We start from the raw sequence: 24,044 nt of genomic DNA on the forward strand, positions 1-24,044 counted from the left end.
AAGCAGGCGCCCCATCGGGTTGCACAGCTGTCGATGGGTTCAGTAGTGCCAGCTTCGCGGCTTACGCCGCTCCCACAAGCAAATGCCGGCCACGCCAGCAAGACAAATGGCCAAAACAAGAACGGCGCCCGAAGGCGCCGTTCTGACTACAGCCGCTGGCTGGCTCAGCGGCCCAACTCGAACACCACGTCGAGGTTGACCGATACGGTGGTTTCGCCCGGCGACACCGCGGTATCCATTTCCATCTTGTTGGCGCGGCCGGCGGCCATGGCCATCATCGGCATTGGCCGGAAGCCGCCCTGGCTGCCTTCGGAGATGCTGACGATGCGACGCACGCGCAGGCCCAGCGACTTGGCATAGGTTTCGGCGCGGGCCTGGGCTTTCTTCAGCGCGGCCAGGCGGGCTTCGTCATAGACCGGCTCGGGCTGGTCGATCTCGAAGCTGGGGCCATTGATCTGGTTTGCGCCCTGCGCGGCCAGACTGTCCAGCACCTTGCCCAGTTTGGTGATGTCGCGCACCTTCAGGCTGACGGTGTTGTTGGCCTGGTAGCCGGTGATCTTCGGCGGCTCGTTCTCGGCATAGCGGTACTGTGGGCTGAGGTTGATGCCGCTGGTCTGGATGTCGCGCTCGGCGATGCCGGCGGCCTTGATCGCAGCCATCACCTTGTCCATCTGCACGGCGTTGTCGCGCATGGCGGTGTTGCCATCGGCTGCCTGGGTCACTACGCCGGCGGACAGCGTGGCCACGTCCGGTACCCGGTGTGCTTCGGCCTGGGCTGACACATTGAGCAGGGTGGCGTCGCTGGCCACGACGGTGGGCACGGTTTGGGCGTGGGCGGTCATCGAGGCTCCCAGGGCGAGTGACAGGGACAACAGCAATGGAGCAAGGGCAGTACGACGCATGGTGATCCTCCTTGGATGGATCGTGAAAGTGACTACAGGGCGATGAACGGGTGGTGAGCCGGCTCGGGGTTGCAGCGACTTTGACGTCTTTGCCGATCATTCAGCTAGCCGCCGCAGGTTATGCTTCCGCGATGCTTTATCTTGCCTCCCGTTCCCCTCGCCGCAACGAACTCCTTTCCCGCCTCGACGTGCCATTCCGGGCGTTGGATCTGGACGTGCCTGAAGTGCGGGCGGAAGGTGAACCCGCCGAAGCCTACGTGCGGCGGGTAGCCTTGGACAAGGCGCAGGCTGGCCTGGCCCTGGTGGCCGACGATCCGCAGGCGGTGGTGCTGGGCTCGGATACCGAGGTGGTGCTGGGCGACCGGGTCTATGGCAAGCCGGCCGATGCCGCCGACGCCGCAGCCATGCTGGCCTCGTTGGCCGGGCGCACGCACCGGGTGATCACCGTGGTGGCGCTGGTCGCTGCCGGGCGACATGCGCTGGAAACGGTCATCTCGGAAGTGACCTTCGCGCCAATGAGCGCGGCGCAGATCCAGGCTTACGTCGCCACCGGTGAGCCGATGGGCAAGGCCGGTGGCTATGCCATCCAGGGCGGGGCGGAGCGTTTCATCAGTCATTTGGCGGGCAGCTACTCCGGGGTGATGGGGCTGCCGCTGCAACAGACCGCCGTGTTGCTGGCGGCCTTTGCCGCCGGCGCGGCCGACGATTCCATGGACAAGGGGGAGTGAAGGACGTGTCCGAAGAGATCCTGGTCAATGTCACCCCGCGCGAAACCCGCGTGGCAGTGATTGAAAACGGCATGTTGCAGGAACTGCACATCGAACGCGGCTGGCGCCGTGGTGTGGTCGGCAACATCTACAAGGGCAAGGTGCAGCGGGTGATGCCGGGCATGCAGGCTGCGTTCGTCGAGGTAGGGCTGGACCGCGCTGCGTTCCTGCACGCCAACGACGTGGTGCGTCCGGCGCCGGTGGCGGCCGATACCGACGAAACCGCGCCCAGCCTGCCGCTGCCGTCCTCGGTGCCGATCGTGGAGTTGCTGCGCGACGGCCAGGACGTGGTGGTGCAGGTGGTCAAGGACCCGATCAGCACCAAGGGCGCGCGCCTGACCACCCAGATCAGCATCCCCTCGCGTTACCTGGTGCTGCTGCCGCAGTCGAAGATGGTCGGCGTTTCAGCGCGCATCGAGGACGAAGGCGAGCGCGCGCGGCTGAAGTCGCTGGTCACCGAGATCTCGGCGCAGCACGGCGGCTACGGCTACATCGTGCGCACCAATGCCGAGGGCCAGCCGGCCGAGGCGCTGGCCGAAGATATCTCCTATCTGTCGCGGGTCTGGGCGGTGGTGGAACGGCGCGGTCGCGAAGCGCCGCCGTGCAGCATCATCTATGAAGACCTGAGCCTGCCGCTGCGCTCGGTGCGCGACCTGATCCGCAAGGACGTGGACAAGGTCAAGGTCGACTCCAAGGAGACCTTCACCCAGTTGCAGGCCTTCGTCGCCAAATACATGCCGGTGCTCGGCGAGAAGCTGGAGCTGTATACCGGCGACCGTCCGATCTTCGACATGTTCGGGGTAGAGGACGAGATCGTCCGCGCCTTGAACAAGCAGGTGCCGCTCAAGTCCGGTGGCTATCTGGTCATCGACCAGACCGAGGCGATGACCACCATCGACGTCAACACCGGTTCCTTCGTCGGCCAGCGCAATCTGGAAGAAACCGTGTTCCGCACCAACCTGGAGGCGGCGCAGACGGTGGCGCGGCAGCTGCGGCTGCGCAACCTGGGCGGCATCATCATCATCGACTTCATCGACATGGATGACGCCGAGCATCGCCGCCAGGTGCTGCGCACGTTGGAAAAGGCCTTGGCACGCGACCACGCCAAGACCACGGTGTACGACTTCTCGCCGCTGGGTCTGGTCGAAATGACCCGCAAGCGCACCGTCGAGAGCCTGGAGCGGCAGCTGTCGGAAACCTGCCCGCAGTGCAGTGGCCGCGGCAGCATCAAGACCGCCGAAACCGTCACCTACGAGATCTTCCGCGAGATCACCCGCGCCGTGCGCCAGTTCGAAGCCGCGCGCCTGCTGGTGATTGCATCGAGCAAGGTGGTCGCGCGCATCACTGACGAAGAGTCGGCAGCGGTGGCCGAGCTGGAGGAGTTCCTCGGCAAGAGCATCCGCTTCCAGGCGGATGATCAATACCTGCAGGAGCAGTTCGATGTTGTACTGCTCTGAACGAGCTCACTTCGCGGCACGGAAGCACGAAGTGAGCTGATGACCACGCTGTTGCGCCACCGCCTACGCCGCTTCCGTCGCTACGCCTTGATGGCATTGGCGATCGCGTTGGTGTGCGTGGCGCTGCTGGTTGGCACGGTCAGCCAGCTGTTGCCGGTGGTGGAGGCGCATCCGGACAAGGTTGCGGCCTGGCTCAGCGAGCGCGCCGGGCAGCCGGTGGCGTTCGATCGCCTGGACACACGCTGGACCCGGCGCGGCCCGTTGCTGCAGCTCGATGGCTTGCGGGTTGGCCAGGGCGAAGGTGTACGCATTGGCCAGGCGGAAGTGCTGGTGGCGGTGTACTCGGGCCTGCTGCCCGGCGCGCCGCTGACCGAGCTGCGCCTGCGCGGGCTGGCACTGACCCTGCAACGTGCCGATGACGGCCGTTGGTCGGTGCGTGGCCTGCCCGAGTCCAAGACCGGTGGCGATCCACTGGACACCCTGCGCCGGCTCGGCGAACTGCAGGTGATTGGCGGGCAACTGCAGGTGCAGGCGCCATCGATTGGTCTGCAGACCCACATTCCGCGTATTGACCTGCGTCTGCGCGTGGACGGAGAGCGTCTGCGGGTAGGGGCAAAGGGATGGATCGATACCAAGGCTGCGCCGGTCACCGCCGTGCTGGATTTCCAGCGCCAGCGCGGTGACGGGCAGGCCTGGTTCTCGGCCGATCCGGCCGAACTAGGTGCATGGTCTTCGCTGCTGCGATTTGCCGGAGTGCAGTTGCGGCAAGGCAAGGGTGAGCTGCAGAGCTGGGTACAGCTGCAGGACAACCGGGTGGTGGCGGTCAGCGCCGAAGGCGAGCTGGACGATGTGCAGCTTGCCGGCGCGCCGTTGCCGGATGCCTCCGCCGCACCTACCGTGGCTTTCAGTAAGTTGCAGCTGCGCGCGCGCTGGAAAGTGATTGATGGCGGTTGGCGACTGGATGCGCCCCGCCTGCGGATCGCGGGCGACGGCAGCACGCAGGCGCTGGACGGGCTGTTGCTGGCTGGCGGCAAGCATTTCGCGGTGCAGGGCAAGCAGCTTGATGCTGGTCCTCTGCTGCAGGTGTTGGCGCTCAGTGATCGGCTGGAGCCCAGCCTGCGGCGTTGGCTGCACCGCTCGCAGCCGTCCCTGCGCTTTGCTGATATCAGCTTGGTCGGTGCTGCCGACGGCCCACTGCGGGCAAGCGGCGAGTTGCTGGATGCCAGTTTCGCAGCGGTTGGTGGCAGCCCGGGTTTGAGTGGCCTGCGCGGTCATCTCGAGGGTGATGCGCAGGCGTTCTCGCTGGCCCTGAAGCCGGACCACGTGGTGCGTTTTGACTGGCCGACCGGATTTGGTGTGCTGCACGAGCTGCAGCTTTCCGGAGACCTGGTCGGCTGGCGCGAGGGCGACGGCTGGCAGGTAGGTACGCCAGCGCTGCGCGTGCAGGGCCAGAACTACGCGGCGGACGTGCGCGGCGGGCTGTGGTTCCAGGGTGATGGAACGCGTCCGTGGATCAATCTGGCCGCCAAGATCGACGATGTGCCGATGACCGCCGCCAAGCAGTTCTGGGTGCGCTCGAACATGAGCGAGGCGGCAGTGAAGTGGCTGGATGCGGCGCTGGTCGATGGCACCTTGCGCGGTGGTACCGGCCTGGCGGTGGGTGATCTGGATGATTGGCCGTTCGTCGGCAACAACGGCCGCTTCGAGGCGGGCGGGCACATCGACGATGGTTCGATCCGCTTCCAGCAGGATTGGCCGCTGATGCAGCACGTCAATGCCGACATCAACTTCATCGGCGGCGGTTTTGATCTGAACGGTCGCGGCGAGCTGGCCGGGGTCAAGGTGGATCATCTGCGCGCCGGCATTGCCAGCTTCGCCGAGTCCAAGCTGGTGGTGCAGGCCAACACCGTCGACGAGAGCGCGCGCCTGCTGGTGATGCTGCGGCAGAGTCCGTTGCAGGCCAGCTATGGCGACACCCTGGACAACCTCAGCGTGGCCGGCCCTGCCGCGGTCAATTTCGATCTGCTGCTGCCGTTGCATCACGATGGCGGCGGACACCTGCTGGGTGATGTTGATCTGCGCGGCGTACGCATGGCCGACAAACGCTGGGATCTGCAGTTCGAGGGCGTGCGCGGCAAGGCCGCGTACAGCAGTGATGGCTTCGATGCGCCGGCGTTGCAGGTGCGGCATCAGGAGCGCGACGGCATGCTGGCGCTGCGCGCCGGCAAGCCGGTGAAAGATCCGGCGCATGCATTCGAAGCCGAGCTCAGCGCCGATCTGGACGCAGGCAAGCTGCTGGACCGCGCGCCCGAGCTGGCTTGGCTCAAGCCCTATGTGCACGGCACCTCGGCGTGGACGGTCGGTGTCAGCCTGCCCAAGGTAGCGACGGGCACGTCCAGCAGCGCACCAACCCTGCTGACCCTGCGCTCGGATCTGCAGGGCACGCGCCTGCAGTTGCCGGCGCCGTTGAACAAGCCGGCCGCCGATGCCCTGGCCACCACCGTGCAGGCTGCCTTGCCGATGGGCGCGGGGCGTATTGATGTTTCGTTCGGCAAGCTGATGGCCTTGGCTGCGCGCAGCCAGAACGGCAAGACCGGCGTGCAGGTCACCATGGGCAGCGATACCGTCGATCACGAACCGCCGGCCGATGGGCTGGTGGTCAATGGCCGTACCCCGTCGCTGGACGCGCTGGAGTGGATCACCCTGGCGCGCGGGGACGGCAATGACGGCGGCGATGGTGGCGTCGCGCTCAAGCAGGTGGACGTTCTGGCTGACCAGCTGTTGATGGTGGGCGGGCGCTTCGCGCAGACCCGCCTGCAGCTGCGGCCCGGTGCCGATGCGGTCGCCGTGCAGCTGGATGGCCCGGCACTGGCAGGCAATCTGCGCGTGCCTACCGCCGAGGGCGGCACCGTCAGCGGGCAGCTGGCGCGGGTGTACTGGCAGGCAGCCAAGGCGGCAACCGCGGAGTCCAGCGACACCCCGGCAGAGCCGATCAATCCGGCCAACATCCCGCCGTTGGCATTGGATATCGAGGACCTGCAGTTCGCCACGGTCAAGCTCGGCCAGACCCGCCTGCGCACGCGTCCCACCGGTGACGGCCTGCAGGTGCAGGAACTGGCAATCCGTGCGCCGAAGCAGGTCATCGATGTGCACGGCGAGTGGCGCGGCATGGGCGCGCAGGCGCGTACCCTGGCGACGGCGCAGGTAGAGAGTGAAGACCTCGGCGATCTGCTGCAGCGTCTGGGCTATGCCGGGCAGCTGCGTGGTGGCCAGGGCAAGGTGAACCTGCAGGCCGGCTGGCAGGGCGGACCGATGGCGTTCAACATGGCCAGCCTGCAGGGCGGCATGGGCATGAACCTGCGCAACGGCCAGCTGCTGGAAGTGGAGCCCGGCGCCGGCCGGGTGCTGGGCCTGCTCAGCGTGGCGCAGCTGCCACGGCGGCTGCTGTTCGACTTCCGCGACCTGTTTTCCAAGGGCCTGGCGTTCAACCACGTCGAAGGTGCGATGCGCTTTGGCAACGGCCAGGCCAGCACCGACAAGATTGCCATTGAGTCACCGGCGGCCGAGATCACCATCCGTGGCCAGGCCGATCTGGTCGCACAACAGTTCAACCAGACCATCGATGTGAACCCGCGCTCGGGCAACCTGCTGACCGTAGTTGGTGCGGTGGCCGGTGGCCCGGTTGGCGCGGCGGTCGGCGCGGCCGCCAACGCGGTGCTGGGCAAGCCACTGGGCGAGATCGGCTCCAAGACTTATAAGGTGACCGGACCCTGGAAAGATCCCAAGGTCGAGGTACTGGACCGCGACGCTGCCCGTATGCCGCCGCCAGCGGTTACCCCGGGCGCGTCCAGCGGCCCCTGAATCAGCGCAGGCTTGCATGAAGGCGGGCCTGCCCCCATCTGGAATGTCATGACCGAAAACGCTCTCACGCTCGCCGAAACCCGCCTGCTGCTGCCTGCAGGACTGGATGCCAATCGCCTCGAACGCACCTTTGGCACCTTGCTGGGGCCGGGCATCGACTTCGGTGACCTGTACTTCCAGCATTCGCGCCGCGAGAGCTGGAGCGTGGAGGACGGCATCGTCAAGGACGGTGCGCATTCGATCGAGCAGGGCGTGGGCGTACGCGCGATTGCCGGTGAGAAGACCGGTTTCGCGTATTCGGACGATATCCAGCCGGCGGCCTTGCTGGCTGCCGCGCAATCGGCGCGAGCGATCTCACGCGAAGGCGGCGAGCAGAACGTGCGCTCGCTGGTACGTGGCAGCGGGCGCGCGCTGTACCCGGCACTCGACCCGGTCGACAGCATCGGCAACGAGGCCAAGGTGGAAGTGCTCAAGCGCCTGGATCGCTACCTGCGTGCGGCGGATTCGCGCGTGCAGCAGGTGATGGTGAGCCTGTCCGGCGGTGTCGATACGGTGCTGATCGCGCGCAGTGATGGCGTGCTGGCCGCTGACGTGCGGCCACTGGTGCGTTTGAACGTGCAGGTCATCGTCGAGCAGAACGGCCGTCGTGAGTCCGGCTATGCCGGTGGTGGTGGCCGCTACAGCTACGAAGAATTGTTTGCCGGCGATCGCCCGGAGAATTTCGCCCGCGAGGCACTGCGGCAGGCGTTGGTGAACCTGGAGGCGATTCCAGCCCCGGCTGGTGTGATGCCGGTGGTGCTGGGCCCGGGCTGGCCCGGCGTGCTGTTGCACGAGGCGGTGGGCCACGGCCTGGAAGGCGACTTCAACCGCAAGGGCACCAGCGTCTACGCCGGTCGTATCGGCGAGCGGGTGGCATCGCCGGGCGTGACCATCGTCGATGACGGCACCCTCGATGGCCGCCGAGGTTCCTTGAACATTGATGACGAAGGCACCCCGACCCAGTGCACCACGCTGATCGAGGACGGCATCCTGGTCGGCTACATGCAGGACACGCTCAACGCACGCCTGATGGGCGTGGCGCCGACCGGCAATGGTCGCCGCGAGTCGTTCGCGCACATGACCATGCCGCGCATGACCAATACCTATATGCGCGCAGGCAAGCATGATCCGCAGGAGATGATCCGCTCGGTGAAGAAGGGCCTGTACGCGGTCAACTTCGGTGGCGGCCAGGTCGACATCACCAGCGGCAAGTACGTGTTCTCGGCGACCGAGGCTTACCTGATCGAAGACGGCAAGATCACTGCGCCGGTGAAGGGCGCGACGTTGATCGGCAACGGCCCGGAGACCATGCAGAAGGTGCGCATGATCGGCAACGATCTGGCGCTGGATGAGGGCGTGGGTATCTGCGGCAAGGACGGGCAGAGCGTGCCGGTCGGTGTCGGCCAGCCGTCGTTGCTGATTGATGGGCTGACGGTGGGTGGTACGCAGGCTTGAGTTTGAGGCTAGGGCTGAAGAGCCCCCCTCATCCGCCCTCCGGGCACCTTCTCCCGCAGGCGGGAGAAGGGAATGCTGGCATTTGGGGCAGGCCCGGATTTCGCTCAAACAGCAGTGACTCAATCCCTTCTCCCGCCTGCGGGAGAAGGTGCCCCGCAAGGGGCGGATGAGGGGAGCTTTTCGCTACAGAACCAAATCCGCAGCAAATCCCCTCAACCCAGATCAATCCTGCTCGTCGCCATCCACATCATCAGCATCGTCATCACCGCCGCCAACTTCCGCAGCCGCGCTCAATACCGGCACCAGCATCAGCTCGCGCAATACCTGGTAGATCTCGCGGTAGGCGCGCGGCGGCTTGTTCTTGGCCTTCTCGGCCAGCGCATTGCGCACCAGCGTGCGCAGGCCCTGACGGTCGGCTTCCGGATGCTCGTCCAGCAGTTCGCCCAGCGCCACATCGCCTTCGGCCAGCAAACGCTCACGCCAGCGCTCCATGCGGTGCATGATTGCCACTTCACGGCGCGAGGTCTCGCTGTTGGCATCCAGCGCATTGCGGATCGCGTCCAGCGTCTCGTCTTCCTCGCGGCGCATCTGCTTGGCCAGGAACGCCAGCTGGCGCTTGCGCGCGCCGTGCGAGGTGATGCGCTTGGTGTACTCGATGTGTTCCAGCAGGCCTTCCGGGATCGGCAGGCGCGCCAGCTGGGCTGGGGTCAGCTCCACCAGGGTTTCGCCCAGGGCCAGCACTTCCAGCGCTTCGCGCCGGTTCTGGCTACGGCTTTCGCCCAAAAATTCACCGGTTTCTTGATCGCGTCCGCGCATCGCACTGCTACCTACTAAACTTCATGACAGGAAAGCCTGGCGCTCGCCGGGCTCCACGAAAAATCCACGTCACGCCGCCGCCAGTCATGCAAGACCGGGCAGATGTGAAGGGATTTGGCCACCAAGGATAAAGCATTGAACGCCATTAGCACCGATAAGCCTGCCGCCGACGACAGCCTGCAGCGCCTGGAACGCCTGACCGGCATCTCCCAGCGGCTGCTGGAACGGGCCCGCGCGATGGGCGCCAGCCAGGCCGAGGTCAGCTGCAGCGAGGACCGCGGGCTGGATGTGAATGTGCGCCTGGGCGAGGTGGAAACGGTCGAAGCCACCCATGACCGCGGCATCGCGGTGACCGTGTACTTCGGCCAGCGCAAGGGCAGCGCCAGCACTGCCGACCTGCAGGAAGCCAGCCTGGAGGCCACGGTGGCCCAGGCCTGCGCGATCGCCCGCCATACCGAGGACGACCCGGCCTCTGGCCTGGCCGACCCGGCGCTGATGGCCACCGAGTTCCCGGATCTGGACGGCTGGCACCCGTGGGAGTTGAGCGCCGAGCAGGCGCTGGATCTGGCGCTGGCCTGTGAATCGGCTGGCCGCGACAGCGACAGCCGCATCAGCAACTCCGATGGCGCCTCGGCTTCCACCGCGCAGAGCGTGTCGGTGTATGCCAACTCGCACGGTTTCATCGGCCGTGACCGCAGCAGCCACCATTCCATCGGCTGCGCGCTGATCGCCGGCCAGGGCGATGGCATGCAGCGCGATGGCTGGTATACCAGCGCCATCGCCCGCGAAGACCTGGACGATCCGGCAGCGGTAGGCCGGCGCGCGGCCGAGCGCACCGTCGCCCGGCTGCAGCCACGCTCGCTGCCAACCGGCGAGGTGCAGGTGTTGTTCGCTGCTGAAATGGCACGCTCCCTGATTGGCCATCTGCTTAGTGCCGTATCGGGTGGCGCTCTTTATCGCCGTGCCAGTTTCCTGCTGGACAGCGTGGACACCCAGCTGTTCCCGGACTGGTTTGCCATTGATGAGCTACCGCTGCTGCGCCGTGGCCTGCGCTCCAGTTCCTATGACGGTGAAGGCGTAGCCACCCGCAACTCGGCGTTGATCACCGACGGCGTATTGCAGCGTTACATCCTGGGCAGCTATTCGGCACGCAAGTTGGGCCTGCAGACCACGGCCAATGCCGGTGGCGTGCACAACCTGAAAGTGAAGGCCAATGCAGGTGATCGTGCGTCCATGCTGTCGAGTATGGGCACCGGATTGCTGGTGACCGAGCTGATGGGCCAGGGCGTCAACGGCATCACCGGCGACTACTCGCGTGGCGCCGGTGGTTTCTGGGTCGAGAACGGGCAGATCGCTTACCCGGTGGACGGCATCACCATCGCTGGCAACCTCAAGCAGATGTTTGCCGGTATCCAAGCCGTGGGCACGGATGTGGACAGGCGTTCGCATGTTTCCACCGGCTCGATCCTGGTCGGCAAGATGACCGTGGCAGGTAATGATTGACGCAGTCTTGGTAAACAGCGGACTATTCTTGTGTGGAAGTTACGATACTTCCTATAGCTGTCTACCTTTATGGATAAGCCCTTTACAAGGATCTTGGGGAAACAATGAGCGATTACCAGAACACTCCGCCGCCGGCACCGGCCAGCGCAGGCGCCTCCGATGACAACAGCATTGCAATGCTGGTGCACCTGTCGGGCATCTTCTTCAGCTTCATCGTGCCGCTGATCGTTTGGCTGGTGAACAAGGACAAGCCGGAAAAGGCCTTCTTGAATGCCAATTCGAAGGAAGCGCTGAACTTCCAGCTGACCCTGCTGGGCGCCTACTTCATCAGCGGCATCCTGATGGTCGTGCTGATCGGCTTCCTGACCTATGCCGTGGCATGGATCGGCGGCCTGGTGTTCGCGATTCTTGCTGGCCTGGCCGCCAACAAGGGCGAGACCTATCGCTACCCGCTGACCATTCGCCTGATCAAGTAATCAGCGCGTCGGTTGTCAAACAAAAAGCCCGGGATTCCCGGGCTTTTTGCTGTCTGCAGTGTTTTCGCTCCCTCCCTTTCGCGTAGCGAAGGGGAGGGCTGCGGAGGGGGTGGCTTAACGCGATCAATGCGTACGCAGCACCGTCAGCTCGGCCAATGCAGACAATGCTGCCGCGCGCTGGCCAAACGGGATCAACGCTGCCTGCATCGCGGTAGCCAGCTCGGCCAGTGTGGCTTTGGCGCCTTCCATGCCCAGCAAGGAGGGGAAGGTCGACTTGTCCTGCGCCTGGTCCTTGCCGGCGGTCTTGCCCAGTTGCTCGGAGCTGGCTTCGACATCGAGGATGTCGTCGCGGACCTGGAAGGCCAGGCCCAAGGTGTCAGCGAAGCTGTCCAGCTGTGCAAGCTGGGCATCACTGGCCTCGCCACACAGCGCGCCCATGCGCACGGCGGCCCGGATCAGCGCGCCGGTTTTCATCGCATGCATGCGTTTGAGCTCGTCCAGCGCCTGCTGCTGACCGGTGGCGTCGATGTCCAGCGCCTGTCCGCCGCACATGCCGGCTGCACCGGATGCACCTGCCAGGGTCTTGATGCAGTTCAAGGCCAATGCCGGTGGCATCCAGGCGTCGGCGAGGATTTCAAAGGCGCGGGTCTGCAAGGCATCACCGGCGAGGATCGCGGTGGCCTCATCAAAGGCTTTATGGGTGGTCGGGCGGCCGCGGCGCAGGTCATCATCGTCCATCGCCGGCAGGTCATCGTGTACCAGCGAATAGGCATGGATGAGCTCGACCGCCACCGCAGCGGCATCCAGGCGCGCTTCTTCGGCGGCGAACAGGTAGCCGGCTGCATAGACCAGCATCGGCCGCATGCGCTTGCCGCCGCCCAGTGCTGCATAGCGCATGGCCTGGTGCAGGCGTTGCGGGGCAAGCTCCGGGTCGGGCAGGGCGTCCTGCAGCTGTTCTTCGGTGCGCTCCAGCCAGCGGGTGAGCAGGGCGTCAGTCTTCATTGCCGCTGCTTTCAAAGGGTTCGGACTTCTCTGGCTGGGCCGGATCACTGACCAGACGCACGCGCAACTGTGCCTGCTCCAGCGCCTGCTGGCACTGGCGGTAGAGGCCAACGCCACGTTCGTAAGCGGTCAGCGACTGTTCCAGACTCAGATCGCCGGCTTCCATCTTCTCGACCAGTTGCTCGAGTTCCTCGAGCGATTGCTCGAAGTGGGCGACCGGCGAGGTTTCATTGGGGGACTTTTTTGCCATGGCGCAAGTGTGAGCGGCCAGCAGGAAAGGGTCAATTCACCCGATCTGGCGGTTGCCATTCCAGCGATGCACCGTGGTCCTGCAGCCAAGCCTGCAGCGGTGCGGAGATGACCCGGTCTGCTGCCGCCAGCACGGTGTCGCCATCGCATAGCAGTGGCAGCTGCGCGCGCAACCACGGCGGCATGTCCGCCTGCTGCAGGCAATGTTTGAGTTGGTGGCTGTGGCTACGCCCCGGCAGCTGGATGCGCTCGCCGCCCTGGCGCAGGCGCAGATGCACTGGCCGCTCGAAGGCGCTGGCGCCATGCAGTAGAAGTTTGCTGCCATCCGGCAGCTCGGCTGGTTCGCTGCCATTCCATTCCTGCGTCCAGCCCTCGGGCCAGGGCTTGGGCAAGGACAGTGCATGCAGCTGGTTGCGCCAGCGCACGATGCGGGCCTGCTGCCAGCGGAACTCAGCCTGTTGGTCGTGGCCAGCGGCCAGCAGCTGTTGCTGGATCGCCAGCACGCCGTTGCCTGGCAGTGCTGGCAGCCCTTGCTGGGTCACCCACAAGCGCAGTACGCGGGATTGTTGTGCGGGCGCGAGCAGCTTCAATCCGGCGAGCTGCAGCGCTCCGTCCGGTTGCAGGCAATGCTGCAGCAGGGCTGCATCGTTTTCATGCAGCAGCTCCGCCGCCTGTGCCGCCAGCCCGGCGCTGCGCGCCATTGCGGCGCTGGCATGTGGCCAGCGTTGGCGCAGCAGTGGCAGCACCTGCAGGCGCAGGAAGTTGCGGTCGAAATCCGCGCTGTCGTTGCTGGGGTCTTCGATCCAGTGCAAGCCGTGCTGGCTGGCGTAGGTCTCCAATGCCGAGCGCGGTACCTGCAGCAGTGGCCGCCAGAGCGTGCCGTTGCCGAAGCTGCGCAGCGCCTGCATTGCGCCCAGGCCATCGACACCGGCACCGCGCAGTGCGCGCAACAGGAAGGTTTCTGCCTGATCGTCCTGGTGATGGGCCAGGGCCAGCCATTCGCCTTGGCGCAGGTGGGTGTTGAACGCGCCATGGCGGGCGTCGCGCGCGGCTGCCTCCAGGCCATGGCCGGTATCGCGCGGAACCTCGACATGCACTACCTGCAGCGGGATGTTCCAGTGCGCGCAGAGGGTGTTGCAGTGCTGTTGCCAGTCATCGGCGACTGCCTGCAGGCCGTGGTGTACGTGCAGGGCGCGCAGGCTGCCGGGCTGTCGACCGGGCGCATTGGCCAGCAGGTGCAGCAGTACGGTGGAGTCGAGGCCACCACTGAAGCCGACCATCACCGGGATGTCGCTTGCGGGCTGCAGCAGGGAAGGAGAAAACAGGTTCATGGCCGCGCCGAGTATCGGCGGCAGCGGCGATGGCTGCAATTGTTGCCGCCAGCTGTTGGTTGCTCTGCGAGCGGTTGTGGGAGCGGTGTAAGCCGCGAAGCTGATGGATTTTCAGGTTGCAGGTCAGTCAGTGGCTTGGTTGCCACCAGCTTCGCGGCTTACACCGCTCCCACAAACACCGGCGGTTGTTCGGCGAGTGATGGCATTGCCGGTAGAGCCTCTGCCGAGCATGGCTCGGCACTACGCTGCGGCGTCGGGGCGTTCTGTTGGAGCAGCGTCAGCCGCGAAACAGGTGGATCTTCAGATTGCAGACTGGCTGGCGATTCCATTGATGCCGGCTTCGCGGCTGACGCCGCTCCCACAAACCCGGCTCAGGGCAGGATCTTGCCCTGGCGATCGATGCGGTAGTGCTTGCCGCCTTCGACGGCGGTATGGCCGCCAGGATCGGGTTTGCCTGGCGCGCAGCCCTGGCAGACTTCGGCAATGCCGTCCTTGAATGGCCAGCCCCAATCGAAACGGGCGGCGAAAGCCGGCTGCAGTTGGCGGTCGTAGTAGCCGATCTGGCCATCGACCATGGAACGGGTCAGGCCTTCCTCGAAGTAATCCGGGCCGTTGTCGTAGGTGATCACCGGCAGGTGGCGGCCATCGCGACGCAGGTAGTAGTGCTGCTTGCCGGCAATGACCGAGGTCAGCCCATCAGCATCGTATTCAAGCTGCGCCAGCGCCGTTTCGGTGACGATCAGTCTGCCATCGCTGGCCCGCTTGCAGCCGTCCAGAATTTTGAACGTATCGGTGTCCATCCGGTAGCAAGCCTCATCGGCCAGCGCGATCGCTGGCACCGTGGCCAGTGACAGCATTGCTGCCACTGGCCACCCGGCACGTTGCCGGAGCAGACTCACTGCGCCTTGCGCTCGAACTTGACCGGCTGCGGCAGTTCGACCGGTACGCCGTGCGCGTCGCAGGTACCCAAGGCACACAGGCGCTCACGCAGGCGCGGGGTGGACTGCACGATCAGGTGGTAGATGGTGTTCTGTTCCATCGTGCCGCGGACTGCCTTGCTGCCCGGGCCGCGTGCCCAGATGCCGACATCTTCGCCACCATGCGACTCGCTCTTGGACGGCACCAGTGCTTCCTGCATGTAGTCCGGGTGCTCGGTGTCGACGTGGGTCAGGTCGGGGCGGCCGTTGGCGGTCTCGAAGCTGCTCGGCGAATGCGGGAAGCGCTTCGGGCCGGACGGCTGCTGGTTGCTGGCACCGGTATAGCCCGGGCCGTTGGCATAGCTCAGGGTGGTGTAGGGCATGCCCATGCCATCGCGGGCCAGGTCCAGTGCGCCCATGCCGTCTTCACCGCCCTTGTCCTTGACCTTGCCGAGGATGGCGTTGCCGCGTGCCGGGTAACCGACGAAGTTCAGCGTATGCGAGTGGTCGGCGGTGACGATGATCAAGGTGTCGTCGGCCGAGGTGGCGTCAACGGCAGCTTTGACCGCATCCGACATGGCGATGGTGTCGCCCAGTGCACGGGCCGCATTGCCGCTGTGGTTGGCGTGGTCGATGCGGGCACCTTCGACCATCAGCACGAAGCCTTCCTGGTGCTTGGACAGGTTGGCGATGGCGGCGCGGGTCAGTTCGGCCAGCGAGGGCTCACCGGCACGGTCCTTGGGGCGGTCCTGCTCGTATTGCATGTGGTCCGGCTCGAACAGGCCGAGCAGGGCTGGCGCGTTGGCGGCAGCCTTGAGCTGGTCGGCATTCCACACGTAGGCGCCCTGCGGATGCTTGGCCTGCCATTCGGCGACCAGGTTGCGGCCGTCCAGGCGCAGGCCGACCTTGTCGGCGTATTCCGGGTCCTGCTCGTTGATGGTGGTGAACTGGCCACGGCCGCCACCCAATGCAACCAACGGGCCTTGGCCGTAGCGCGAGGTGGAGATCAGCTGCTGGGCGATATCCACGCAACCCGCGGCCTTGGCGGCTTCTGGCAGGTCGGTGTCGTTCTCCCAGTTGCGTTCGGGCGAATGCGCGTAGGTTGCCGCCGGGGTGGCGTGGGTCAGGCGCGCGGTGGAGACGATGCCGGTGGCCATGCCGGCACTGTCGGCCAGCTGCAGCCAGGTCAGCAGGCCCTTGGGCAGGCTGTCGGTGCAGTTGTTGCGGCTGCCGGCGCTGACGCCGATGGCGCCCATGTGGCTCTTCACGCCGGTGGTGATGGCGGTCATGGTGCCGGCCGAATCGGGGGTCTGCGAGTCGGTGTTGTAGGTCTTGCTGAACGCGGTACCCGGGAAGCGTTCCCAGGACAGCAGGTTCTCTTCGCCCGGCTGGCCCCGGCGCTGGCCTTCGAGGATGCGCGCGGCGGCAACGGTAGTCAGGCTCATGCCATCGCCCAGGAACAGGATGACGTTCTTGGCCTTGCCTGCCATGGCGCCGTTGCCGGCGGCGCGGGCGGCACCGTCGCGGTACCACCACTGCGGCGTTTCACCGTCCGGACGGGTGATCTGGGGGACGTCAACGCTGACTGCGTTGGCCGGGCCGGACTGTGGGCCGGTGCTGGCGCAGGCGCCAAGCAGCAGGGTGGACAAGGCGGCGGACAGGAAACTGGCTTTGCGCATCGGGGTTGTTACCGCTGGATGAATACAGACCGCCATTATGGTCAAGCGTGGAAGGCATGCATATGACACGCAGCTTTTCTGTGTGGGCATCGTTCTGGCGCAGGCCTTGCGCTATGGTGACTGCCTTCGATGTTTATCCCGGATTGACGATATGAATGTGGTTTCTGCCTGGCTGCGGATCCCCTTCTGGCAGCGGGTGGTCGGCGGCTTCGTGCTGGGTGCGCTGGCCGGCTGGGCGCTGGGACCGGCGGCCGAAACCTTTTTTGGCCCATTGGGCGAGCTCTACGTCACCTTGATCAAGATGATCGCGGTGCCGCTGGTGTTCTTCGCTGTGATCAACGCCATCGGTTCGTTGCACGGGCAGAAGTCGGTGGCTGCGCTCAGCGGCCGCACCTTCCTGTGGTTCGTCATCACCGCTGCGTTTGCTGTGGGTATAGGTCTGCTGGTCGGTACGGTGATGCAGCCCGGTACCGGTGGCCTGAAGCTGGCGGTGGATACGGCCTACACCCCGCGTGACGTGCCCTCGATCGCCAAGGTGCTGATGGATGTGGTGCCGTCCAATGTGTTCTATGCGCTGGCCGGCATCGGCACCAAGGCCAATGCGGCCGGTGAACAGGTGTTGGCGGCAGGGCGTGGCTCGATCCTGCCGGTGATCTTCTTCGCCGGTCTGCTTGGCTTTGCGATGGTCAAGCTGGGCGAGAAGGTCAACGAGGCGCGCAAGCTGGTCGGCCAGATGAGCGAGATCATGATCCAGGTGACCCGCTTCGTCCTGGAGATGACCCCGCTGGGTACTTTCGGCCTGATCGCCGGCCTGGTTGGCAGCTACGGTTTCGAGAAGCTGCTGCCGCTGGGCAACTTCGTGCTGGCGCTGTACGTGGCCTGCGCGTTGCACATCGTCATCGTCTACAGCGGCCTGTTGCTTGCGCACGGCTTGAATCCGTGGAAGTTCTTCCGTGGCGCGGCGCCGGGCATGCAGGTGGCGTTCGTGGCCTCGTCGAGCTTTGCGGCGATGCCGGTGGCGATGCGTTCGATCAGCGACAACCTCGGCGTCAACAAGGATTACGCATCGTTCGCGGTGCCACTGGGTGCCAGCATCAAGATGGACGGTTGCGGTGCGATCTACCCGGCCTTGTGTGCGGTGTTCATCGCCCAATACACCGGTGTGCCACTGACCCCGGAGCAATATGTGATCGTGCTGATCGCTTCGGTGCTGGGCAGCTTCGGCACCGCCGGCGTACCTGGCACGGCGGTAGTGATGGCGACGGTGGTGCTGAGCGCGGCCAACCTGCCACTGGAGGCGATTGGCTACCTGTACGCCATCGACCGCATCCTCGACATGATGCGCACGATGACCAATGTCACCGGGCAGATGGTGGTGCCGGTGATCGTGGCCAAGGAGACTGGGTTGCTTGACCAGCAGGTCTACGACGCGGCGGGTACGCCTGCGATGGGCGCTGGCGCCAATGGACGCCATCTGGAGTGAGCATCAGCACGGCTGCCTTGCTTCATTCAAGGCGCTGACCGTACAGGCAGGTGGGCCACCCCGAATCCGATGCCAGGCAACTGGCATCGGATTCTTCATTTTGTGGGAGCGGCGTAAGCCGCGAAGCACTTAGATAGGGCAGACGGCAAAGCTGCCAGGTCTTCAGTACCGCCAGCGGCGCGGCTTCGGCGGCCCCCACAAAGGCGATTGCCGGCCTGGCGTCCTTGCGTTGTAGCAGGTGTAACAACTGTCTGTAACAGCGCTGATACACCTGCGTGAAAGCCACGCCACGCTTGATTTCCGGCCAATCCACGGCCGCACCATACGCTGATCCGGGTATCTGCACGGCTGTGACAGGGATACACCTGTAACGCCGCTTGCATAAGTCAAGTGATTGGTTTTAAAGAAAAAAAGTCTTTGGCACGGTTGCTGCTCTCTCACTCGCGTTGGTACGAGTGGACGACGCAATGGACAGCAGGACCCTACATCGTTATGCCGCCCTGATCGGTATCTTGCTGATCGGTACTGCCGTAACCGAGTCCGCCTTGGCCTCTGGCGCGCGGCAAGGCGTAAAGCCGCAACCGGGCGAGATCGTGCTTCTGCGTGATGTTTCCGCACGTCCTGCCTACCGCCCGGCACCGCCCGGCATGGCCTTGATCGCCGATCCGTCGCCACGCAGGGAGCTCGGCTCGGCGCTGGGCGCTGGTGGCATGAGCGAGCTCAGCGATGATGACTACGCCGCAATGGGGTCCGGCATGGCCGATGGCTTGGCAAGCGGCCACGGCCAGACCACGGTGGAACGCGTGACCACGGGTGTGGTCGGCGGCACCTTGGGCCGTGTCACCGGCGGCGATGGCATGTTGTCCGGCAACCAGATGACGCGTGCCATCGGCGGGCCGATGGGCGCGGTGGGCGGTGCCACACGCGGCATCGGCGATCAGGTACGCGGTGCCCTGGCGCAGTTTCCGCTGGGCCAGCCGGCTGGGCAGGGTGGTAAGTGAACACCTCCGTCGCTCGTCTCTCAGTCACGCTGCTGGCGCTGTTGCTGGCAGGCGCAGCGCAGGCGCAAGCGCGCGGCGACAGCTACTCGGGGATGTTGTCCTATCTGTCCGCTGACAGCCGCATCGACGGCAATGCCTTGGCCGGCAGTGATGGCTCGATCAAGGTCAACCAGGCTGCGGGCGATCTCAACCTGCAGGCCAACCTGCACAGCATGGCCAATGGTGCGCAGGCATCGGCAAGCGTGCGCAGCCTGCAGCAGCGGCAAGCCAATCTTTTCAATTCACCGATGCAGGCTTCAGCGGTCATCGGCGGCAATGCGCTGGCTGGAGCCAGCGGCATCGCATCAATCAATCAGGCCAGCGGTGGTGGCAATGCGGAGTTGAACTCCGTCAATGCAACGCTGGCCGCACAGGGCATACGCGAGGCAAGTGATGAGGCCATGGCTTCATCCGAAGTGCTCGCGTCGGCAGGGGGGCAGCCCATCGCCACCGACCCGCGCACTACCCGACGGGTAGGTGTGGAGGCATCCGCATTGCGCGGATTTGACGGTGTGCTGCAACTCAATCAGATCGCGGGATCAGGCAACGCAACGGAGAACAGATTCAGCATCTCCGTGCAAAGCACCCCGTGAGCATGGCTTCATCCACCCGATGCATCAGAAAACCTGAAGAGGGCACCATGAAAGCGAATAAATGGACAGTACTCGCCATGGCGGTTACCGCATTCACCATGAGTGCGGCAGCCAATGCGGCGGACGATCAGAACGCGACCGCGAACATCAATCACCAGCACAATGTGAATGAGACGCGCACGCACACCAACACCAACACCAACACCAACATCAATACCAACGTCGATACCGACATCGACCTGAAGTTGGATGCCGCAGCTCGCCTGCGCTACAGCGACACGCGTTCCAACTACGAGTCCAACAAGACCGTAACCGAGAACGTGCAGAAGACGTCCAACATCTCTGCCGACGAGCGCAAGGAAAAGAACAACCACGGCGTGGACGTGAACCTTGAGAAGGACATGCGTCTGAGCTCGGACGTGAACTTCTCCGGCGACCCGACCATTACCGGCAACATCGATCTGGACTCGGCCGCGATTGCCATCATCGACAACCGCCAGTCGATCTCCAACAACCATGCCGAGAACGGACTGCTGAGTAACGATGCATCGATTGCCGATGATGTCGGTTCCGATGCTTCGGGCAACCTGGGCTTCAACGTCGCCGCCGGTGACAACAACGCCCAGGACAATGCAGCTGCATTGTCGGCAGCGGATGCGTCCTTCAGCTTCGGTATGGCCGATGCGGAAGTGTTCGTGAACCAGAGCGGCATGAACAACACCACGATGAACTACGGTGTGACCAACAGCGCAGGCGTGGGCGGCAATGCCTTCTCCGGCGCCAGCGGCAACATCGGTGTGAACGTGACCTCGGGCAACAACAACGAGCAGAAGAACGCTCTGGCTGCCTCGGTCGCCACCAGTGCCTACGCCACCTCGAGCATCAGCTCGAACCAGGTCTCCTCGGGTAACCGCGTCGACAATGACGGCTACTACGATTACCTGGTGAACAGCTACTCCATCAGCATGAGTGGCAAGGTCACCGGCACCACCAAGGGCACCGGCACCGGCACCTATACCGGCACCGGCAACTCTTACCAGAAGAGCAATTTCTACGTAGACAACTGGTCGGGCGATACGCATCCGGCCGGCGACCAGACCGGTCACTCGGATTGGGACAACCAGACCCAGGGTGCTGTCGCAAACCCGTACAAGCCGGGCGTTGGTGGCATGGCATGGGATACCGACGAGAAGGGCACCTCGAGCTTCTCCGAGATGGGCACCGCCGATCTCACTGCCAGCTTGAGCGGCAAGGTGATCGACATCGATTGGATCGCGGTTGATGCGACCAATACCGCCGGCCTTTCGGGCAGTGCGTTCTCTGGCGCGTCGGGCAACATCGGCGTGAACGTGTCCTCCGGCACCGGTAACCTGCAGGCCAACAGCCTCGCGCTGGCGGTGGCACAGCCGTCAACCGGTGGTGGCACCCCGCCCAACGGTGGTGGTGAGTAAGTTGTAACCGGATGTGTCATCCATTGGGGTGACGCGCCTGCTTCGCGCAACAAGCCCGGCCATCCGCCAATGGCCGGGTTCCGGGAGCCCCCATTCCTCTCCCCCGGGAGGGGGCTCCCACCTTCTCATTCCATGGAGGCGCTGTGCTTATGTTCCGTTGCCTGCTGCTGATCTGTGCGTTGTCGTTGTCCCCCGGCCTGTTGCATGCCGGCGAGGTGGCATTCAACGGCGTGCTGCCCAATGGGGCGTTGTACAGCGGCAAGGTCGAGAGCATGAAAGAGCGGCGCTTCCGCAACCTGGTACGGCAGCAGACCGATTACAGCTGTGGTGCTGCCGCGTTGGCCACGATTCTCAAGCATGCCTACCACTTGAATACCGATGAGGCGACGGTGATCGAGGGAATGATGGGCGTGGCCGACCCGGAGTTGGTCAAGCAACGCGGCTTCTCGTTGCTGGATATCAAGCGTTACGTGGAATCGCTGGGCATGCGCGGGCGCGGCTACCGGATCGATGAGGACCGGCTGGCAAACCTGCGGGTTCCGGGCCTGGTGTTGATGGATGTACGTGGCTTCCGCCACTTCGTCGTGCTCAAGCAGGTGCGTGATGGCATGGCCGAGGTTGCCGATCCCATCCTGGGCAACCGCGTGGTGCCGATGGCCGAGTTCCTGCAGTCCTGGCCTTCGCGCGCGGTGTTCGTGGTGATAGGCAGCGACTTCGACCGCAATACGGTGCTGTTGCAACCCGCGGAAAAGCCGAGTGCGCGCGCGCTGTATGCACGTCAAGGACGCGGCCCCATTACCGATGCGGAGTTGGTCGATTTCGGGTTTACCCATGCCGACCTCTTCTGAAGGAGTGTTGTGATGAACATGATCAAGTTCGCCCTGCTGGCTCTGGCGCTGACTGCCGCGCTGCCAGCCCATGGCGAGGAAAACCAGAGCAAGCCCGGCAAGGGTCTGCATGAAATACCCGACCCGGAACTCAACCTGATGCGCGGCCGTTACACGGTTGGCGGCAATGCGGTTGCCTGGTTCGGGGTAACCATGGTCTCCACCTGGCAGACGTCTACTGGCCAGAACCTGCAAGGCACGATGGCGCTGGGCATGGATTTCACCAAGGGTAATGCGCCGAAGGTAAGTTTCACCCCCAGCGTCAACATCACCGATGCCAATGCGCCGTTGCCTGATGTGGCTGGCCGCAGCATCGATGGCAGTGGTTTGAACAACGTCACTGGCGTCAGCCAGAGCGTCCAGGTTGCCGGCGACGACAACCGTGCCAGCAACGTCATGCATCTGAACGTGCGCAACGACGGCGTGGTGCCTGCCGGTAGCGGAACGGTCGCGGGCAATGCCACGGCACAGTCCGCTGGCGCCAGCGCGGTAGCCAGTTTTGACGGCAACGCCGCGCGTCTGCAATTGAGCATCGAAGGCCAGGGCGCAGTGCAGCAGTGGCTGCGCAGCGGCAGTGTTGGCCAAAGCATCCAGTTGACCAGCGATGGCCAGGTGGTGAACAACCGGCTGCAGATAGACCTGGTGCGGCAATCACTGGGGGGGAATCTGCCGTTGGCGCAGAACGTGGCACAGGCCATCACGCTCAATCGGGGGATTGGCGGGGTAGGCGGACAGTGAGTCCGTGCGCGGCACGGGCTTTGGCGAGTACAACGCAGAGGAATGCACCAATGAAACGACTGGCGATGGCGGCGCTGGTGAGTCTGACTGTTGCTTCACCCAAGGTGTTGGCACAGGAGGCGACTACCGGCAGTACCGATGAGGCGGATGTAAGGGCACTGGTCGCACAGCTGGAGGCGCTCAAGGCCAGCTATGCACAGGAAGTGCGGCGTTTGCGCGAGCTGGACATGCAGGTGCAGGCGATCCAGGCGCGGGTCAGCGGCAAGACCGCGCAGCTGCCTGCTGCGCAGCCGCCTACGGCCGCAGTGGCGAGTGCTCCGGCGGCACCGGCTGCGGCCGCAAGCACTCCGCCCGCAGGCGAGGGCTATGCAAGCAGCGCTGCCGAGGCGAAGGAAGCCAAGGACGCGGCGCGGCGCAGTGTTGATGACGTCAAACAACAGCAGTCGGCACTGTTCAATCAGCGCTTGACCCTGGAAAACAGCATGACCTACGCGCGCTACGACCGGAAGCAGCTGACCCTCAATGGCTTCCTGGCGTTGGACGCGATCTTCCTGGGCAATATCGCCATCGAGAACGTTGAGTCCGATTCGCTGACCTACAATTTTGCCGCGCGTTGGGGCGTCAGTCCGAGCCTGACCTTGAACCTTGATGTGCCCTACATCGCGCGCAAGACCATTTACCAGAAGGGTGGTGCAGGTGGTTCGGCGGCGGCGATCGCGCAGGAAGAAACCCATGGCACCGGTATCGGTGATGTGACTGTCAGCGCCAACTACAAGTTGTTCGGTGAACGCGGCTGGCGCCCGGAGACGGTGTTGACCGGCGCGGTCACCGCTCCGACCGGGCGCGAGCCTTACGGATTGGATTGGAAGGTGATCGAGCGCGACGACGATGACTTCATCCGTTTCGCGGTGCCGGCCAAGCAACCTACCGGCAATGGCTTGTGGCAGGCCAATATCGGACTGTCGATGGTCAAGAGTGCGGATCCGGCGATCCTGTTCGGCAACATCGGTTACGTGCGTTCGTTCAAGCGCAGCTTCGACGACATCGATGCCAATCCGGACACGGTCAACCCGGGCGAGGTGGTGCTGGGTGATTCGTATTACTTCGGTGCCGGCATCGCGTTCGCCTTCAACGAACGGACCAGCCTGAGCATTTCCTTCAGTGACCGCATGAGCGCCCGTGCCTCCACCCGCTACAAGAATGGCAAGTGGATGAAGATCATCGGCAGTGATGGCAACGCCGGCACGCTCAATCTGGGTGTGACCTATGCGCTGACGTCAAAGGCCACCTTCGTCAGCATGCTGGGTATTGGTTTGACCCCGGATGCACCGGACTTCAGCTTGGCGTTCAAGGTGCCTTACATGCTTTGAGGATGCGGGCCCCGGCTTTGGAATGCGG

Annotated in this window: 21 protein-coding genes; 13 read left to right on the plus strand and 8 right to left on the minus strand. The window is 64.5% G+C overall.

Annotated elements, in window-relative coordinates; genetic code table 11:
- Nucleotides 1-164 precede the first annotated feature (164 nt).
- Nucleotides 165-902: an SIMPL domain-containing protein gene (locus tag ACVOLV_RS14865; protein ID WP_481555061.1), complete on the minus strand. Its 738-nt coding sequence runs from the start codon at nucleotides 900-902 to the stop codon at nucleotides 165-167.
- Nucleotides 903-1,033: 131 nt separating this feature from the next.
- Here ACVOLV_RS14865 and ACVOLV_RS14870 point away from each other — a divergent pair, with 131 nt between their 5' ends.
- From ACVOLV_RS14870 to tldD, 4 genes are read left to right on the plus strand one after another with little or no spacing between them, the layout of a single operon-like run.
- Nucleotides 1,034-1,630 (plus strand): Maf family nucleotide pyrophosphatase, encoded by a 597-nt coding sequence (locus ACVOLV_RS14870; protein ID WP_481555062.1) that lies wholly within the window; start codon nucleotides 1,034-1,036, stop codon nucleotides 1,628-1,630.
- Nucleotides 1,631-1,635: 5 nt separating this feature from the next.
- A complete protein-coding gene (gene rng, locus ACVOLV_RS14875) occupies nucleotides 1,636-3,126 on the plus strand; it encodes a ribonuclease G (protein ID WP_303749560.1) in 1,491 nt (496 codons plus the stop codon).
- Nucleotides 3,127-3,165: 39 nt separating this feature from the next.
- Nucleotides 3,166-6,987: a YhdP family protein gene (locus ACVOLV_RS14880; RefSeq protein ID WP_481555063.1), complete on the plus strand. Its 3,822-nt coding sequence runs from the start codon at nucleotides 3,166-3,168 to the stop codon at nucleotides 6,985-6,987.
- Nucleotides 6,988-7,035: 48 nt separating this feature from the next.
- Nucleotides 7,036-8,481: a metalloprotease TldD gene (tldD, locus tag ACVOLV_RS14885; RefSeq protein WP_481555064.1), complete on the plus strand. Its 1,446-nt coding sequence runs from the start codon at nucleotides 7,036-7,038 to the stop codon at nucleotides 8,479-8,481.
- 222 nt (nucleotides 8,482-8,703) lie between these two features.
- Here tldD and yjgA read toward each other — a convergent pair whose 3' ends face one another.
- Entirely contained in the window at nucleotides 8,704-9,297 is a 594-nt protein-coding gene (gene yjgA, locus ACVOLV_RS14890; RefSeq protein WP_481555065.1) for a ribosome biogenesis factor YjgA, read from the minus strand.
- A gap of 135 nt (nucleotides 9,298-9,432) precedes the next feature.
- Here yjgA and pmbA point away from each other — a divergent pair, with 135 nt between their 5' ends.
- Both pmbA and ACVOLV_RS14900 read left to right on the plus strand, forming a co-directional pair.
- Entirely contained in the window at nucleotides 9,433-10,800 is a 1,368-nt protein-coding gene (gene pmbA / locus ACVOLV_RS14895; protein ID WP_481555066.1) for a metalloprotease PmbA, read from the plus strand.
- Nucleotides 10,801-10,904: 104 nt separating this feature from the next.
- On the plus strand, nucleotides 10,905-11,276 hold the full coding sequence (locus ACVOLV_RS14900; RefSeq protein WP_303749565.1) for a DUF4870 domain-containing protein: 372 nt from the start codon (nucleotides 10,905-10,907) through the stop codon (nucleotides 11,274-11,276).
- 123 nt (nucleotides 11,277-11,399) lie between these two features.
- On the opposite strand, the gene ACVOLV_RS14905 is transcribed toward ACVOLV_RS14900, so the two are convergent.
- The 5 genes from ACVOLV_RS14905 to ACVOLV_RS14925 all read right to left on the minus strand — a co-directional run bounded on the left by ACVOLV_RS14905 (nucleotide 11,400) and on the right by ACVOLV_RS14925 (nucleotide 16,454).
- A complete protein-coding gene (locus ACVOLV_RS14905) occupies nucleotides 11,400-12,278 on the minus strand; it encodes a polyprenyl synthetase family protein (protein ID WP_481555067.1) in 879 nt (292 codons plus the stop codon).
- Nucleotides 12,268-12,528: an exodeoxyribonuclease VII small subunit gene (locus tag ACVOLV_RS14910; protein ID WP_303749567.1), complete on the minus strand. Its 261-nt coding sequence runs from the start codon at nucleotides 12,526-12,528 to the stop codon at nucleotides 12,268-12,270. The genes ACVOLV_RS14905 and ACVOLV_RS14910 overlap by 11 nt, the downstream gene beginning before the upstream one ends.
- A gap of 31 nt (nucleotides 12,529-12,559) precedes the next feature.
- Nucleotides 12,560-13,858: a tRNA lysidine(34) synthetase TilS gene (gene tilS, locus ACVOLV_RS14915; RefSeq protein ID WP_481555068.1), complete on the minus strand. Its 1,299-nt coding sequence runs from the start codon at nucleotides 13,856-13,858 to the stop codon at nucleotides 12,560-12,562.
- A 371-nt stretch (nucleotides 13,859-14,229) separates the two neighbouring features.
- On the minus strand, nucleotides 14,230-14,757 hold the full coding sequence (locus ACVOLV_RS14920; protein ID WP_481555069.1) for a WG repeat-containing protein: 528 nt from the start codon (nucleotides 14,755-14,757) through the stop codon (nucleotides 14,230-14,232).
- The gene (locus ACVOLV_RS14925) at nucleotides 14,754-16,454 is read right to left on the minus strand and encodes an alkaline phosphatase (RefSeq protein ID WP_481555070.1); all 1,701 of its coding nucleotides are present in this window, start codon (nucleotides 16,452-16,454) and stop codon (nucleotides 14,754-14,756) included. The genes ACVOLV_RS14920 and ACVOLV_RS14925 overlap by 4 nt, the downstream gene beginning before the upstream one ends.
- A gap of 151 nt (nucleotides 16,455-16,605) precedes the next feature.
- On the opposite strand from ACVOLV_RS14925, the gene ACVOLV_RS14930 reads away from it, so the two are divergent.
- Nucleotides 16,606-17,937, plus strand: coding sequence for a dicarboxylate/amino acid:cation symporter (locus ACVOLV_RS14930; RefSeq protein ID WP_303749570.1), 1,332 nt, complete (start codon nucleotides 16,606-16,608; stop codon nucleotides 17,935-17,937).
- Nucleotides 17,938-17,959: 22 nt separating this feature from the next.
- Here the strand turns inward: ACVOLV_RS14930 and ACVOLV_RS14935 are convergent, their stop codons facing one another.
- On the minus strand, nucleotides 17,960-18,250 hold the full coding sequence (locus tag ACVOLV_RS14935; RefSeq protein WP_481555071.1) for a hypothetical protein: 291 nt from the start codon (nucleotides 18,248-18,250) through the stop codon (nucleotides 17,960-17,962).
- A 154-nt stretch (nucleotides 18,251-18,404) separates the two neighbouring features.
- Between ACVOLV_RS14935 and ACVOLV_RS14940 the strand changes: the two genes are divergently transcribed.
- The 6 genes from ACVOLV_RS14940 (at nucleotide 18,405) to ACVOLV_RS14965 (ending at nucleotide 24,016) form a co-directional block, all read left to right on the plus strand.
- Nucleotides 18,405-18,938, plus strand: coding sequence for a hypothetical protein (locus ACVOLV_RS14940; protein ID WP_481555072.1), 534 nt, complete (start codon nucleotides 18,405-18,407; stop codon nucleotides 18,936-18,938).
- Nucleotides 18,935-19,570: a hypothetical protein gene (locus tag ACVOLV_RS14945; RefSeq protein ID WP_481555073.1), complete on the plus strand. Its 636-nt coding sequence runs from the start codon at nucleotides 18,935-18,937 to the stop codon at nucleotides 19,568-19,570. The genes ACVOLV_RS14940 and ACVOLV_RS14945 overlap by 4 nt, the downstream gene beginning before the upstream one ends.
- 47 nt (nucleotides 19,571-19,617) lie before the next feature.
- On the plus strand, nucleotides 19,618-21,021 hold the full coding sequence (locus tag ACVOLV_RS14950; RefSeq protein ID WP_481555074.1) for an adhesin: 1,404 nt from the start codon (nucleotides 19,618-19,620) through the stop codon (nucleotides 21,019-21,021).
- Between the two features lie 149 nt (nucleotides 21,022-21,170).
- On the plus strand, nucleotides 21,171-21,869 hold the full coding sequence (locus tag ACVOLV_RS14955) for a C39 family peptidase (RefSeq protein ID WP_481555075.1): 699 nt from the start codon (nucleotides 21,171-21,173) through the stop codon (nucleotides 21,867-21,869).
- Between the two features lie 18 nt (nucleotides 21,870-21,887).
- Nucleotides 21,888-22,646 (plus strand): hypothetical protein, encoded by a 759-nt coding sequence (locus ACVOLV_RS14960; RefSeq protein WP_481555083.1) that lies wholly within the window; start codon nucleotides 21,888-21,890, stop codon nucleotides 22,644-22,646.
- Between the two features lie 50 nt (nucleotides 22,647-22,696).
- Nucleotides 22,697-24,016 carry a transporter family protein gene (locus ACVOLV_RS14965; protein WP_481555076.1) on the plus strand — a complete coding sequence of 440 codons (1,320 nt, stop codon included), beginning with the start codon at nucleotides 22,697-22,699 and terminating at the stop codon, nucleotides 24,014-24,016.
- Nucleotides 24,017-24,044 lie beyond the last annotated feature (28 nt).

Source organism: Stenotrophomonas sp. STEN023, assembly GCF_056760135.1.

What these genes read in the sequence shown, in the direction of transcription:
- ACVOLV_RS14865 (WP_481555061.1), bottom strand. Translation starts at nt 902, where the DNA reads ATGCGTCGTACTGCCCTTGCTCCATTGCTGTTGTCCCTGTCACTCGCC.
- ACVOLV_RS14870 (WP_481555062.1), top strand. Translation starts at nt 1,034, where the DNA reads ATGCTTTATCTTGCCTCCCGTTCCCCTCGCCGCAACGAACTCCTTTCC.
- ACVOLV_RS14880 (WP_481555063.1), top strand. Translation starts at nt 3,166, where the DNA reads ATGACCACGCTGTTGCGCCACCGCCTACGCCGCTTCCGTCGCTACGCC.
- tldD (WP_481555064.1), top strand. Translation starts at nt 7,036, where the DNA reads ATGACCGAAAACGCTCTCACGCTCGCCGAAACCCGCCTGCTGCTGCCT.
- yjgA (WP_481555065.1), bottom strand. Translation starts at nt 9,297, where the DNA reads ATGCGCGGACGCGATCAAGAAACCGGTGAATTTTTGGGCGAAAGCCGT.
- ACVOLV_RS14900 (WP_303749565.1), top strand. Translation starts at nt 10,905, where the DNA reads ATGAGCGATTACCAGAACACTCCGCCGCCGGCACCGGCCAGCGCAGGC.
- ACVOLV_RS14905 (WP_481555067.1), bottom strand. Translation starts at nt 12,278, where the DNA reads ATGAAGACTGACGCCCTGCTCACCCGCTGGCTGGAGCGCACCGAAGAA.
- ACVOLV_RS14910 (WP_303749567.1), bottom strand. Translation starts at nt 12,528, where the DNA reads ATGGCAAAAAAGTCCCCCAATGAAACCTCGCCGGTCGCCCACTTCGAG.
- tilS (WP_481555068.1), bottom strand. Translation starts at nt 13,858, where the DNA reads ATGAACCTGTTTTCTCCTTCCCTGCTGCAGCCCGCAAGCGACATCCCG.
- ACVOLV_RS14925 (WP_481555070.1), bottom strand. Translation starts at nt 16,454, where the DNA reads ATGCGCAAAGCCAGTTTCCTGTCCGCCGCCTTGTCCACCCTGCTGCTT.
- ACVOLV_RS14930 (WP_303749570.1), top strand. Translation starts at nt 16,606, where the DNA reads ATGAATGTGGTTTCTGCCTGGCTGCGGATCCCCTTCTGGCAGCGGGTG.
- ACVOLV_RS14940 (WP_481555072.1), top strand. Translation starts at nt 18,405, where the DNA reads ATGGACAGCAGGACCCTACATCGTTATGCCGCCCTGATCGGTATCTTG.
- ACVOLV_RS14950 (WP_481555074.1), top strand. Translation starts at nt 19,618, where the DNA reads ATGAAAGCGAATAAATGGACAGTACTCGCCATGGCGGTTACCGCATTC.
- ACVOLV_RS14955 (WP_481555075.1), top strand. Translation starts at nt 21,171, where the DNA reads ATGTTCCGTTGCCTGCTGCTGATCTGTGCGTTGTCGTTGTCCCCCGGC.
- ACVOLV_RS14960 (WP_481555083.1), top strand. Translation starts at nt 21,888, where the DNA reads ATGATCAAGTTCGCCCTGCTGGCTCTGGCGCTGACTGCCGCGCTGCCA.
- ACVOLV_RS14965 (WP_481555076.1), top strand. Translation starts at nt 22,697, where the DNA reads ATGAAACGACTGGCGATGGCGGCGCTGGTGAGTCTGACTGTTGCTTCA.